This is a genomic window from Microbacterium phoenicis (assembly GCF_047302325.1).
Classification (GTDB): Bacteria; Actinomycetota; Actinomycetes; order Actinomycetales; family Microbacteriaceae; genus Microbacterium.
Window position 1 is genome coordinate 2,449,739 of record NZ_CP154849.1, and the last position, 12,845, is coordinate 2,462,583.

General features: G+C 71.9%; 14 protein-coding genes and 1 tRNA gene. 8 read left to right on the top strand and 7 right to left on the bottom strand.

The annotated features are described in order from the left end of the window. Positions 1-32 precede the first annotated feature (32 nt). Genes ABCU91_RS11940 through ABCU91_RS11950 form a run of 3 tightly spaced genes read right to left on the bottom strand, consistent with a single transcriptional unit; the run spans position 33 to position 2,362 of the window. Entirely contained in the window at positions 33-614 is a 582-nt protein-coding gene (locus ABCU91_RS11940; protein WP_413353840.1) for a hypothetical protein, read from the bottom strand. Further along, positions 615-2,003, bottom strand: a complete 1,389-nt coding sequence (locus ABCU91_RS11945) for a hypothetical protein (protein ID WP_413353841.1) — start codon at positions 2,001-2,003, stop codon at positions 615-617. Further along, on the bottom strand, positions 2,000-2,362 hold the full coding sequence (locus tag ABCU91_RS11950) for a PadR family transcriptional regulator (RefSeq protein ID WP_406923874.1): 363 nt from the start codon (positions 2,360-2,362) through the stop codon (positions 2,000-2,002). Before ABCU91_RS11950 ends, ABCU91_RS11945 begins: the two co-directional genes overlap by 4 nt. Before the next feature lie 122 nt (positions 2,363-2,484). Between ABCU91_RS11950 and ABCU91_RS11955 the strand changes: the two genes are divergently transcribed. From ABCU91_RS11955 to ABCU91_RS11975, 5 genes are read left to right on the top strand one after another with little or no spacing between them, the layout of a single operon-like run. Further along, positions 2,485-3,258: an SDR family NAD(P)-dependent oxidoreductase gene (locus tag ABCU91_RS11955; RefSeq protein ID WP_413353842.1), complete on the top strand. Its 774-nt coding sequence runs from the start codon at positions 2,485-2,487 to the stop codon at positions 3,256-3,258. Then, on the top strand, positions 3,258-3,893 hold the full coding sequence (locus tag ABCU91_RS11960; protein ID WP_413353843.1) for a TetR/AcrR family transcriptional regulator: 636 nt from the start codon (positions 3,258-3,260) through the stop codon (positions 3,891-3,893). The genes ABCU91_RS11955 and ABCU91_RS11960 overlap by 1 nt, the downstream gene beginning before the upstream one ends. After that, positions 3,874-4,653 carry a hypothetical protein gene (locus tag ABCU91_RS11965; protein WP_413353845.1) on the top strand — a complete coding sequence of 260 codons (780 nt, stop codon included), beginning with the start codon at positions 3,874-3,876 and terminating at the stop codon, positions 4,651-4,653. Before ABCU91_RS11960 ends, ABCU91_RS11965 begins: the two co-directional genes overlap by 20 nt. Next, positions 4,650-5,915, top strand: coding sequence for an aminotransferase class III-fold pyridoxal phosphate-dependent enzyme (locus ABCU91_RS11970; RefSeq protein ID WP_413353846.1), 1,266 nt, complete (start codon positions 4,650-4,652; stop codon positions 5,913-5,915). The genes ABCU91_RS11965 and ABCU91_RS11970 overlap by 4 nt, the downstream gene beginning before the upstream one ends. 1 nt (position 5,916) lies before the next feature. Further along, positions 5,917-7,074 carry an MFS transporter gene (locus tag ABCU91_RS11975; protein WP_413353847.1) on the top strand — a complete coding sequence of 386 codons (1,158 nt, stop codon included), beginning with the start codon at positions 5,917-5,919 and terminating at the stop codon, positions 7,072-7,074. Positions 7,075-7,109: 35 nt separating this feature from the next. Here ABCU91_RS11975 and ABCU91_RS11980 read toward each other — a convergent pair whose 3' ends face one another. After that, positions 7,110-7,748, bottom strand: coding sequence for a TetR/AcrR family transcriptional regulator (locus ABCU91_RS11980; RefSeq protein WP_413353848.1), 639 nt, complete (start codon positions 7,746-7,748; stop codon positions 7,110-7,112). A gap of 47 nt (positions 7,749-7,795) precedes the next feature. Here ABCU91_RS11980 and ABCU91_RS11985 point away from each other — a divergent pair, with 47 nt between their 5' ends. Genes ABCU91_RS11985 through ABCU91_RS11995 form a run of 3 tightly spaced genes read left to right on the top strand, consistent with a single transcriptional unit; the run spans position 7,796 to position 10,838 of the window. Further along, entirely contained in the window at positions 7,796-8,470 is a 675-nt protein-coding gene (locus ABCU91_RS11985; protein ID WP_413353849.1) for a class II aldolase/adducin family protein, read from the top strand. After that, the gene (locus ABCU91_RS11990; RefSeq protein ID WP_413353850.1) at positions 8,467-9,279 is read left to right on the top strand and encodes a phosphotransferase; all 813 of its coding nucleotides are present in this window, start codon (positions 8,467-8,469) and stop codon (positions 9,277-9,279) included. Before ABCU91_RS11985 ends, ABCU91_RS11990 begins: the two co-directional genes overlap by 4 nt. Beyond that, positions 9,276-10,838 carry a glycerol-3-phosphate dehydrogenase/oxidase gene (locus ABCU91_RS11995; protein WP_413353852.1) on the top strand — a complete coding sequence of 521 codons (1,563 nt, stop codon included), beginning with the start codon at positions 9,276-9,278 and terminating at the stop codon, positions 10,836-10,838. The genes ABCU91_RS11990 and ABCU91_RS11995 overlap by 4 nt, the downstream gene beginning before the upstream one ends. Positions 10,839-10,997: 159 nt before the next feature. Here the strand turns inward: ABCU91_RS11995 and ABCU91_RS12000 are convergent, their stop codons facing one another. The 3 genes from ABCU91_RS12000 to ABCU91_RS12010 all read right to left on the bottom strand — a co-directional run bounded on the left by ABCU91_RS12000 (position 10,998) and on the right by ABCU91_RS12010 (position 12,785). Then, positions 10,998-11,474: a hypothetical protein gene (locus ABCU91_RS12000; RefSeq protein WP_413353853.1), complete on the bottom strand. Its 477-nt coding sequence runs from the start codon at positions 11,472-11,474 to the stop codon at positions 10,998-11,000. Positions 11,475-11,659: 185 nt separating this feature from the next. Continuing rightward, positions 11,660-11,735 (bottom strand) — tRNA-Ala (locus ABCU91_RS12005). Positions 11,736-11,789: 54 nt separating this feature from the next. Next, entirely contained in the window at positions 11,790-12,785 is a 996-nt protein-coding gene (locus tag ABCU91_RS12010) for a large exoprotein (RefSeq protein ID WP_413353854.1), read from the bottom strand. Positions 12,786-12,845 lie beyond the last annotated feature (60 nt).

Here is a 12,845-nt window from a genome sequence, read left to right on the forward strand (position 1 = left end):
CCCGGGGCCCGCTGCGGCGGGTCCCGGGTCTCTCAGACCGCGACCACCGGCATCCGTCGCTGCATCTCTACGGCGCACCCGATGAGGGCGATGGCGGCGACCGCGGTCAGCAGGTGCACCATGACGGCGATGACGCCGAGGACGGGCGCGACGATCGCGGCGCCGATGGGGCTGAGCGTCGCCGCTGCCCGCGCCGGGAGGCCGGCGCGGCGCAGGAGCGCGGACCCGGCGACGGCGAGGAAGACGACGAGCGCGACGACACCGACCGCGACCAGGCCGACGGCGAGCGCGTCGACCGTCGCCGTCGGCAGTCCGTCGTCGCTCCGTTGGAAGGACGCCCGGACCGCGGCGGCAGCGAGACCTCCGGCCGTTCCCGCGACGACGGCGGCGACGAGGAGCGCCCCGGTGCTGCGAGCCCCGACCAGCCCGCCGAGGTGGGCGACGGCCGCGAGCGCGACGCCGATGGCGGCCGGGGCGATCCCACCCGCGACGAACAGGAACGCGTCCGGCACCTCGACGGAGAGCCATCCGACACCACCGGTGATCGACGCGATGAGGGCGAGGGATGCCGCGACGATCGCCACCGCCGACCACGCCCGGGCGCGGGGGGTCATCTACGCCGCCTGACTCACCGCGAGCGCGGGCGCTGGGCTCCGACGCCACGGCAGCACGAGGACGACCAGCGCCAGCACAGGGGTCGCGAAAGCGAGCATCGGCGTGAGCGCCAGGCCCAGGACGAGCGTGTAGGCGAGCGCGATGGCAAGACCCACACCGATGCGGATGCCGGTGGCCGAGCCGTACCCGGTGCTCAGCGGCATCCGCACGACGATCCACCAGGCGAGCGCAAGACCGACCGCCGCTGCCGCGCCCACCCACCCGATCGTGATGTCGCCGTTGCCGTACGTGACCAGATACTCCGTCGCGATGATGAGGAAGCCGGTCGCGGCGGCGACCACCGGTATCCAGACATCGCGACCAGGACGCCGACGCGAGCGGCGCAGCACGACACCGAGCGCGACCAGGGCGGGGATCATGCTGACGGCGAGGATGACGATGCCCTCCCGCATCGCCACCGTGTCGTCCCCCCGCGCCGTGGACGACCACGCAGCACCGGCGAACGCCCAGGCCATCCCCACCGCACCACCGGAGAGCGCGATCCCGGCGAGGACGCGGCTGAGGGCCGCCCCACCCACCGAGGAGTGCGGTGCGGCGGGCACCGGCACGGGCGCCGCCGGTGCGACGGCATCGGGTACGTCACGTCGGACGCCTCGCGTGCGGGGCAAGGCCGCGACGACGAGCACGACGATCGCCACGACCGCGGTGGTCCCGGGCGAGAAGAAGACGAACGCCCCCGTGACCGGGGCGGCGATGATCGCCACGACGATCGCGAGGAGCCCGGCCGGACGCCCGAGACCCACGCGTCGAAGCGCGGGAGCGATGAGCAGGGCGAACGCGATCGTCGTCAGCAGGACGCCGGCGCCCGCGAGCGGCACCGTCATCCCGGCCAGCCCCGTCTGGGGGAGCCCTGCGTCCGCAGCATCGAATCCCTGACTCCACCCGATCCCGGCGAACCCGCTGCAGACACCGGCGACGGCGAGGCACACGATCGCGATCAGCGCCGCGCCGTCGCGGAGGAGGGCTACGGCACGCAGCAGCGCGACGAGGGCGATTCCCGTCGCCGCAGGCGCGACACCCGTCATCGCGAACAGCATCGGCTCGTGGAGGACCTGCCCGCCGCCGGTGATGAACAGGATGCCGATCTGCCCCGCGGCGGTCGCGAGGATCGCGAAGGATGCGGCGAGTATCGCCGTCGTCGCACCCAGACGAGCGCCCACGCCGTGGACGATCGCGGAACGCGTCTCGGCGCCGGTGGGTCCCGCTCGTCCGGTGCGCTCGGCCTCGTCGAGCATCATGGCGACCAGCACGTCGCCGTGGTCACGGCGCCACGAACGGGGGTACCAGGCCAGCAGGCGCCGGAACCGCCGCTCGTCGAGGCCGCTCATGCGATCGCCGTTCGGCCGAAGCCGGGCTGGATCGCGGGTCGGCCCGCGGCGCGCAACCGCTCGCGCGCCACGCGGGCCTGGTGCTCGAGCGCGGTGATCTCCGCCTCGAGGGCCGTGCTCCCGGCATCCTCGATCGCGAAGTACCGCCGCGCGCGACCGTCGACAACCTCCTCGCCGTCCGCACGGATCAGCCCCTCGCGCTCGAGACGCTCGAGCGCGGCGTAGAGGGTCGTGACCTTCATCGCCGCGCGCCCGGACGAGGCGGCATCCACCTCGCGCAGGATGTCGTAGCCGTGCCGTCGCCCGCCGGCGAGCGCCGTGAGGATCCAGAAGCCCGTCGGGCCGAGTGTCGATGCCATGAGTCCCTTCATACTCCATCGACGGGCATATTCCCACGATTGATTCTTTACGCAGCTCGGGGGTCTCGCCATACTGAGTGACCACCCGCACTTGTTCATCTGTACAACTCCCTGGAGGCCTCATGCCCGGCGCGATCGTCATCACCGGAGCGAGCTCGGGGATCGGCGCCGGGTTCGCGCGCCGCTTCGCGGCACGCGGTCACGACGTCGTCCTCATCGCCCGACGCGCCGAGCGGCTCGAGGCCCTCGCCGAAGAGGTCCGGGGGCTGCACCGCGTCGAGGCCGCCGTGCTCGCCGCCGACCTCGCCGACCCCGCGGCGCCCGCGGCGATCGCGCGAGAACTGTCTGAACGCGGCATCCGCCCCGCGGGTCTCGTCAACAGCGCCGGATTCGGGACGGCATCCGCCTTCGTCGACGAGGATGCCGCGCGCGTCGCCGCAGAAGTGCAGGTCAACGTCGCGGCGCTCACCCTGCTGACGCGCGAGCTGCTCCCCCACCTGATCGCCGCGCGCGGCGTGCTGGTCAACGTCTCGAGCAACGCCGGACACCAGCCGTTGCCGGGACTCGCGGTGTACGCGGCGACGAAGGCCTACGTCACCTCGCTCACCGAGGCCATCTGGCAGGAGACGCGGGGCTCGGGCTTGCGGGTGCTCGCCCTGTGCCCCGGCCCCACCGAGACGGAGTTCTTCGCCGCGGCGGGGTCCGAGACGTTCAAGGTCGGCGCGACGAAGACCGTCGACGACGTGCTCGACGAGGCCTTCGACGCGCTGGACTCGTCCCACCCCTCCCCCGTCCGCTCGGTCGGCGCCGCCAACCGCGTGCAGGGCTGGGTGGCGCGCGTGTCGCCCCGGCGACTCCGCCTGCACGTCGCCGCCCGCGCCGTGGGGGGCTCCTGATGCGCCGGATGCCGCCCGAAGAGCGACGGGACGAGCTGATCGCCGCCGCGATCCGGGTCATCGCCCGGCGGGGCGTGGCCGCCGCGACCACGCGCGCGATCACCGCCGAAGCCGGCATGCCCCTCGGCGCCTTCACGTACATCTTCGGCACGCAGGACGAGCTGATGACGGCCGTCATCGACACGGTGATCGCGCAGGAGCGCTTCGCCGCCGAATCGCGGGCGATCGATCCGACCTCCCTGACGGCGGCGATCCGCTCGGGCCTCGAGGGGTACATCGACATGCTCGAGCACGACCCCGCCGACGAGATCGCCCTGCTCGAACTCGCCCTCGTCGCCCGCCGGCGCGACCCGCAGGGGCAGATGCGCGCGCAGTGGCGGACCTACTACGACGCCGCCGAGCAGATGCTCGCCTACGCCGCCGAGATCACCGGCAACCGGTGGACCGCTCCCCTGTCCGACCTCGCACGTCACCTCGTCGTCATCGCCGACGGGATCACGACAACGTGGCTCGCAGACGGGGATTCGGATGCCGCGCGTCGCACGGCGTCGTTCGCCGCCGCAGCGCTGGCCGCGGCATCCGCCCCACTCGAGGCACCGACCGAAGGGAGCCCCCATGCTGACGGAGATCGATGAGCGCGTCCTCGCGGCGGTGAACCTGCACGCCGTCCTCGGCGCGCTGCCGAAGCTGTCGGAGGTCGCGCCCGACGCAACGCGACTGCTCGCGGGCCTGACGCAGCCCGTGCGGCTGACCGCGCGGGTGATCGGCGGCGAGTCGATGAGCCTCGTGTTCGCGCGCGACGGCATCCGTCCCGCCGAGGGCGAGCACGGCGGGACGACCCGAGCGACGCTCGTGTTCCGCTCCCCCGCGCACCTGAACGCCGTCCTCGACGGCACGGGGACGCCCCTCCCGATCGCGGGACCGGCAGGCCTCCGGTTCCTGACACAGGTGTTCACCCCGGTCAGCGACCTGCTCGGGCGGTACCTGCGCCCGAGCGACGAAGACCTCGCCGATCCGGCCTTCACCGACGCGCACCGCGTCCTGCTCCTCGAGGTCGCGGTGGGGGCGATCGCGATGGTCGCGAACCGCGACCGGTCGGGCCGTTTCAGCGCCGCACAGATGTCCGACGGCGACCTCGACATCGCCGTCGGCGACGCGCTCCGCCACCGGCTGCGGGTGCGGGACCACCGGCTGTCTCGCGTTCCGGTGACGGATGCCGCGCCCCGCGCCGTCTTCCGGTTCGCCGACCTGCAGACCGCCGGCGACGTCCTCGCGGGCCGGGAGAGCGCGCTTGCGTGCGTCGGCGACGGGCGCATCGCCATCCGCGGCTACATCCCGCTCGTAGACAACACGAGCCGCATCCTCGACCGCGTCGGCCACTACCTCGGAAAGTGAGCTCCTCCGTGTACACCTTCGACAAGAGCCTCGCCGCCTTCCGCCGCGCTCAGCGGGTGATCCCCGGCGGCATCCCGGGTCACCTCGGTCCCACCGAGGGCCTGCACCTCCCGAACGAGGGCTTCCCGAAGTTCGCGACCCGCGCCGAGGGCACCCGCTTCTGGGACCTCGACGGCAACGAGTTCGTCGACTGGATGTGCGCCTACGGGCCCAACGTCCTCGGCTACAACGACCCCGACGTCGTCGCCGCCGCTCAGGCGCAGGCGAAGAAGGAGGACGTCGTCTCGCTGCCCTCCACCGTCATGGTCGACTTCGCCGAACTGCTGGTCGACCAGGTCGCCAGCGCCGACTGGGCGATGTTCGCCAAGAACGGCGGCGACACGACGACGCTCGCGATCATGACCGCCCGCGCGGCGACGCTGCGCAAGAAGGTGATCTTCGTGAAGGGCTTCTATCACGGGGTCGCGCCGTGGACGCAGAAGCTCGACTACCCCGGCGTCCTCGAGGAGGACGTCGCGAACAACCTCTACGTCCCGTGGAACGATCTCGACGCCCTCCGGACCCTGCTGTCCGAGAACCGCGGACAGGTCGCCGCCCTCATCTCGACGCCGTACATGCACGGCAACTTCGTGGACAACCAGCTGCCCGCCGACGGGTACTGGCAGGCGGTGCGGAAGCTCTGCGACGAGCACGGCGTCGTCCTCATCATCGACGACGTGCGCGCGGGCTTCCGCCTCGACCTCGCCGGCAGCGACCACTACTTCGGCTTCGAGGCCGACCTCATCTGCTTCTGCAAAGCCCTCGCGAATGGGTACAACGTGTCGGCGCTCCTCGGCAAGGACTCGCTGAAGGAAGCGGTGAGCTCGATCACCTACACGGGCAGCTACTGGATGAGCGCCGTCCCCTTCGCGGCCGGGATCGCGACGCAGCGGAAGCTCCGCGAGCTCGACGCCCCTGCGTTGTTCGACCGGCTGGGACGGCGGCTGACCGACGGGCTCACCGAGGCCGCATCGGACGCGGGCTACACCCTCGTCGCCTCGGGCGCCCCCGCGCTCTTCTACCTGCGCGTGGCGGATCCGGCGGACTCGCTCATGCTGCACCAGGACTGGATCGCCGAGTGCGTGCGCCGCGGCGCGTATCTCACGTCCCACCACAACCATTTCCTCAACGCCGCGGTCACCGAAGCGGACGTCGACCGGACGGTCGAGATCGCGGCGGACGCCTTCGCCGTCCTCCGGACGCGCCACCCCGCGGTGGTGTGAGGTGACCGCCACCACGGCATCACCCGCAACGACTACGCGCACCGTCGACGCCACCGCGGCCGTCTACGGGCTGCAGGGGCTCGGATACGCCGTCATCGTGACGGCGCTTCCCGCCTTCCAGGAGCGGACCGGGCTCGATTCGACGGGGATCGCCGCGATCCTGCTGGGCGTCTGCGGGACGGCAGCGCTCGGCTCGCTCGCCGCCGATGCGATCGCCCGGCGGGCGAGCAGCCGGCACGGCGTCATCACGGGCTTGTCGCTGCAGGCCCTGGGACTGGTCGCGACGGCGTTCTCGCCGGGGACCGCGATGCTCGCGGCATCCGTCCTCGTCTACGGTCTCGGGCTGGGTCTCATCGACGCGTCCTCGAACATGCAGGGCGTGCTCGCTCAGCGCGGCCGCGCGGCGCCGCTCCTCGGGCGCTTCTTCGCGACCCTGACAGCCGGCTCGATCATCGGCGCGCTCGGGATGGCGGGGATCCTCTCGTCCGGCGCTCCCGCATTCGCCGCCCTCGTGGCTGCCGCGATCCTGCAGGTCGTCTTCCTCCTCTCCGGCGCGCGCTTCCTCAGCCGGGAACGCGCGGCCCGCACCTCGGCGGACAGGGGACCGAGGGGCCCGCGGCTGCATGGACGCGCCATCACGGTCGTCGGGCTCGTGATCCTGGCCGCCTACACGATCGACTCGGCGGTGAGCTCGTGGGGGTCGATCCACCTCGAGGCGATCGGTGCCACCGCGGCGCTCGCACCCGTCGGGCTCGCGGCGTACCAGGGCGGTGTGCTCATCGCGAGGATGGTGACGGATGCCGTCGTCCGCCGCCTCGGCAGGGCGCGACTGCTCGCGATCGGCCTCATCTTCGGGGTCGCCGGAGCCCTCGTCGTGGCGGCGGTCCCGGTGCCGGTCGTCACCATCATCGCCTTCGCCGTAAGCGGTCTCGCCGTCGGCGCTCTCGTCCCCATCGCGTTCGGCCTCGCCGGGTCGATCGATCCCGCGCGCAGCGACGAGGTCATCGCCCGGGTCAACCTCTTCAACTACGCGGGCGCTGTCCTCGGAGCGGTCGGGGTCGGGGTGCTCACGGACGTCACGGGCTCAGGGCTGGCCTTCCTTCTGCCCGCGCTGCTGCTGGTCGCGGCCGTCCCCGCGTGGCGCCGGACCGCCGGCTGAAACGTTCAGACACCGAGGTTTTCAGGCGCTGAGGGTCACGCGCCGAGCGAGGCACGGAGCGCGCGCTCGAGCTCGGTGAGCAGGACGGCGCGCTCCGCTTCGGGCGCGGCGAAGGCGTCGTGCAGCACGGCGTCAGCCGACGCGAACGCGACCCGGGCGACGGCGGCACCCCGCTCGTCGTCTACGCCGTCGAGCACTCCCGCTTCGCGGAGCAGCGTGTGGACGCGATCCGCCATCGCCCGCTTGTGACGGCGACGTGCGGCATCCGCGTCAGCCGAGATCGCAACCGTGCCGAGCGACCGCGCGGACTGCTCATCCTGATAGACGGCGGCGACAGCGCGCAGGACGCTGCCGACGGGGTCCTCGCTGCGCGGGTCGGTGCGCAGTCGCTCGATGGCGTCGTCGAGCAGGCGCTCGAGGCGGTCGTGGTACCGCGAGACGATAGCGGCGAGGATCGCCTCGCGGTCGGGCAGGTACTGGTACAGCGCCCCGACGCTCACCCCCGCCTCGGCGGCGACGCGCGGCAGCGTGATGACGTCGACGCCCTCACGGACGACGAGATCCTCGGCGGCCGCGATCGCCTGCGCGACCTTCTGCCTGGAGCGCTGCTGCGTCGGGGTGCGGCGCAAGCCGAGGTCCGTCCAGTTCTGAGGGGTGTCGCCCGTGGTGCTCATGAAATCAAACTTGACTTTGGTTAGTGGGTGGCGGCAACGTTAGCAGCATGACGACGACGTCGCACCATCACGATCTCCGCGCGTCCGTGGCCGCGGCATCCCGCACCCTCGCCGGCCACGGCCTGCTCATCGGGACCGCCGGAAACGTCAGTGCTCGCGCGGGCGACGTGGTGGCGGTCACGGCGACGGGCGTCGTGCTGGGCGAGGCGACCGCCGACGACGTCACCGTCGTCGATCTGGACGGCGCTGTAGTCGAGGGCGGACTCGCCCCGACGTCCGAGCTCGCCCTGCACCTCGGGGTCCTGCACTCCGCGCCGGCCGAGAAGGTGTCGGCAGTCGTCCACACGCATGCACCGAGCGCAACGGCGCTCTCCCTCGTCCTCGACGAGCTGCCCGTTGTGCACTACCAGCAGCTCGTCCTGGGCGGGTCGCTGCGCGTCGCCCCGTTCCACGCGTTCGGGACGTCCGACCTCGCCGCCGCCGTCGGCACGGCCCTCGACGGCCGTCTCGCCGCACTGATGGCCAACCACGGCGCGGTCGCCCTCGGCGCCGACCTGAAGAACGCCGTCGAGAACGCCCTCCTCGTCGAGTGGCTCGCGGAGCTCTACCTGCGTGCCGCAACCGTCGGCACGCCTCGGGCGCTCGACGCCGCCCAGCAGCAGGAGGTCGTCGCCCACGCGATGCGTCTCGGGTACGGCACCACGAAACCGGTGTCGGTGTGACCGCCGTCGGCGGACTCGTCGCCCACGGGCGGTCGGCAGACGTCCACTCCCTGACGTCGTCGACGGTCGCGAAGGTCTTCCACGACGACTGGCCCGGTGAGGCGATCGACCGTGAAGTCGAGGACGCCACCGCCGCGTTCGACCTCGGCCTCACCCCGATCCGCTGTCACGGGAGGACGGATGTTGACGGCCGCCGCGCCGTCGTCTTCGACCGCATCGACGGGGTCGCCCTGACGACGGTCGCCGAGAAGAACCCGCTGCGCATGCGGCGCGTCGCCCGTACGCTCGCGCAGGAACATGCGCGCGTCCATCGGGTCGCGACAGACCGCTTCCCCGACGTGAGGGATGTCGCCGCCGACCTGGTCGGCACGGCCCCGTTCGCAGGCTTCACCGCTCGCGAGCGGGCGGCGTTGCTCGACCACCTGGCGTCCCTTCCCGGCGGCGACAGCGTGTTGCACCTCGACTTCCATCCGATGAACGTGTTCCGCCACGGCGGCGGCATCGCGACGATCGACTGGCAGTCGACGGCATCCGGCGATCCCGCAGCGGACGTCGCGATGACGCGACTGCTGTTCACCGAGGCCGAACTCTTCCCGGGCGCGACGAAGGCGCAGCTGCTCGTCTACGGTGCTGCGCGCGGCGCGATGGGGCGCATGTATCTGACCGAGTATCTGCGGGCGACGGGCATGACGACGGCGCGACTCGACCGCTGGGCGACGGCGGCGCGCGTGCTGCGCCTGGGGATGCTCGACATCCCGAGCGAGCGCGAGCGCCTGGTGCGCGGCATCCGGTCGGAGCTCACCCGATGACCACGACGGTCCACCGCTCCCTTCCCGCCGACGGTGAGGTCGTCGACGTCCTCGTCGTCGGGGGCGGCATCACGGGGGCGGCGATCGCGTACGAAGCGGCGAGCCGTGGCCTGTCGGTCGCGCTCGTCGAGAAGGACGACTTCGGTGCGGCGACCTCGGCCGCGACGGGCAAGCTCATCCACGGCGGGCTCCGCTACCTGAAGAACCTCGAAGTGGGTCTCGTCCGCGAGTCGCTTGCAGAGCGGCGGACCCTGTCGCGCATCGCTCCGGGGCTCGTCTCCCCCATCGCCATGGTGCTCCCCGACCCGGGGCTCGTCGAGCACGTCGGCCTCACTGCGTACGACCTGCTGTCGTTCGACCGCAACCGCGTGCCCGCGAGCCACCGCATCCCGCGTCATCGGAGCCTCCGTCGTGAGGAACTGCGGCTGCGAGGGCTGGGCCATCTCGAGCACGGGATCCTCTTCCACGACGCGATGATGCTCTCGCCCGAGCGGTTGACGTTCGCGTTCGTGCGGTCCGCCGTCGCGCACGGCGCGAGGGTGGCGAACTACGCGCGGGCCGACGGCCTGGTCGCCGCCGCCGGACGCGTCCGCGGAGCGCGGGTGACGGACCTCGTGACCGGCAGCGAGCACGAGGTGCGTTCGCGCGTCACGGTGAACGCGAGCGGCCCGTGGGCGTACGACGTGCTCGCTGCCGAAGGATTGTTGCAGCGGGCCGCCGGCCCCCGTCCCGAGGTGCGCTCGGAAGGCATCTACCTGATCACCAGGCCGATCACCGAGACGATGGTGCTCACCGTGTCGTCGGGCGGCCACTTCAGTTTCGCGCCGTGGCGCGGGCGGACGCTCATCGGTCCGACCGAGACGCCCTACACCGGAGACGTCTCGGATTGGCGGCTGACGCGGGAGTCGATCGAGCGTTTCCTCGCCGAGATCAACGCCGCCGGTCGCCTGCCCGTGGAGCTCTCGACGGCAGACGTCGTCGCCGCGTACGGGGGATTGCGCCCTCTGACGGAGACGAGCGGGACCGACACCTATCGCGCCTCGCGCGCGTCGGAACTCGTCGACCACGCGAAGGACGGCGTCCCCGGCGTCGTGACCGCGACCGGCGGCAAATACACAACGGCGCGGGCGTTCGCCGAGAAGGTCGTCCCCGCTCTCGCACGCTCGATCGGCCGCGTCGCCGCGCCGAGCCGCACAGCCGACGTCCCGCTCGACGGCGCGGACCTCGCCGACACGGGGACGACCGACCTGATCGATCGACTGTACGGATCGGATGCCGGTGCCCTCCGGGCCGTGGCATCCGAGTCCAACGTCCTCTCGAGACCGGCGACGGACGACGGGGAACTGCTCGCCGGTGTCGCGTTCGCGGCCCGTCACGAGGCCGCGGTGCATCTCACCGACATCCTGCTGAACCGCACCGGCATCGGACGCCGCGGTGACCCCGGCGAGGACGTCCTGTCGGCGGCGGCGGATGTCGCGGGCACGGAGCTCGACTGGTCTCCGGAACGTCGTGCGACCGAGCTCGACGCGGCGCGCGCGGCCGTCACACTCCCCCGATGAACCGCTCGGAGTCCGAGCCTCCGCCGCAGGGTGCGCGATGCTCGGTTACATCACGTTGGAGGCGGGCGTCCCGACGGTCGCCGTGGGGCTGCTGGCCGCGGCGGGTTCCCTTACGGAGTCGCTCGTGAGGACCAGATCACTCCCCCGCTGACCCACGGGTCACGAGCCGCTGGCGAGGATGGTGATCACGCCCGCCGCTGCGACGAGGCCCGCGGCGATGACGACCTTGGCCCGTGGCCGCCACGAGATCGTCGCTGTCTCCGCTCCCGCACTGTTCGGCTCATCATCCGATGCGGTCGATTCGGCGGCGGCGAGACGCTCGGCCTCTGCGACGCGCGCACGCCCGACGGAGGCGACGACAACTGCTCCTGCGACAAGGCACCAGCCGATCACGTGGAAAGCGATGCGAGCTCCGGTCAGGATCGATGACCCGCTGCACTGCATCCACGTTGCGTAGGGGTGTGCGCCGATCCCCACGAACAGGATGCCCGACAGGTAACCCTGCCAGTTGCGCAGGAATCGCGCGTACAGGCGCTCAACGCGGTTCCCTCGTTCATTGATGTGCCGGAGATATTCGATGAACCAGATGCCGAAGACCAGAAGGAGCGCGCCCATCGCGATCGCCGTCACCGGCACGCCAAGACCCTGGTCGTTGCATATCGCACCCACTGAACATCCCCCAGGGTTCTCAGGGACGCATGTGGCCCCGTTTCAACCTGGCAGAGCGGGTTCGCCGTCGCAACATGATCCGGCACGACCGCAGCGGCGCCAAAATCCGCGGAGATACGAAGAAAGACCCCCGCGAGCGGGGGTCTTTCCGGTGGTGGACCTGAGGGGATTCGAACCCCTGACCTCTTCATTGCGAACGAAGCGCGCTACCAACTGCGCCACAGGCCCGGAAGCCTCAACATTACCACGACCGATCGGGCCGCTCGAACGCGAGGCGGGCTCCTACTGCCCCGATGCGCGTCGTGCGAGGAGGTCTCGCACGTGCGCCTCGATGCGCTCGTCGTCGGCCGGTCCCGCGAAAGCGACCTCGGCCGCACGGGTGCGGCGGGCGGTGTCGATCGACGGCGGTGCGGCCTGCGCGACCCGCTCGCGGAGGGCTTCCTCGACGGCCGCCTGGCGGAGCGCGTCACGGGCGTCGGAGGCGTCGAGGACGGCTGCAGCGCGCGACCCCGCAGAGGCCGTGAGCGGACGCGGGAGGGTACGAGGCGTCCATTCGACGCGGTCCGACTCGAGCGCCACGTCCTGCAGCGCGCGCGCCTCGCGCACGATCTCGACCTCGACGGAGCGGGATGCCGCGCGTCGCGCGATCGTGTTCATCCGGCCGAGGACCAGCAGGCTCGAGACCGCGACGGCCCCCCCGACGGCGAGCAGGGTCCAGCCGGCGCCGACGGCGCCGAGGTAGCCGCCGAATCCGGCGACACCGAGGGCCACAACCCCGAGGATCGAAGCGGAGAGGCGCACGCGGCGGCGGGCCCGTGCGCGGCGGACAGCGGGAGTGGCTCGGGCTGCGGCGGCTTCGGCGATCGCCCGCTCTCGGGCGAGGGCGGCATCCGCTCGCGCCTTCTCGCGCTGGGCAGCGGCGTCGGCGGCAGCCTGACGCCGGTCGGCCTTGGCGAGTTCGCGGTCGACAGCGGCCTGCGCCTTCGCGGCGGCGAGTTCGGCGCGGGCGGCTTCGAGGCCGACGCTCTCCTTCTCGGCCTGCACGCGACGCGCGAGCTTCTGCTGGGCGAGGGCGGTGCGGGCATTCAGTTCGAGGCGGACCTCACCGGGAGTCTCGCTCGTCTCGGCGAGGACGCGCAGCGCCTGGTTGAGGCGGACGGCATTCCGTTCGGCGGCCTGGTACTGATGCCGGCTGTGCCACGACGGCAGGAGGTACACCAGCCACAAGAGGACGGCGACGAGCACGATCACCCCGCCACCCATCACCTGCTCACCCATGTCGCTCACCGTATGTTCCCGGAGCGGTGAGAACCGGCATCCGGTGGGCGTGTCTGAACT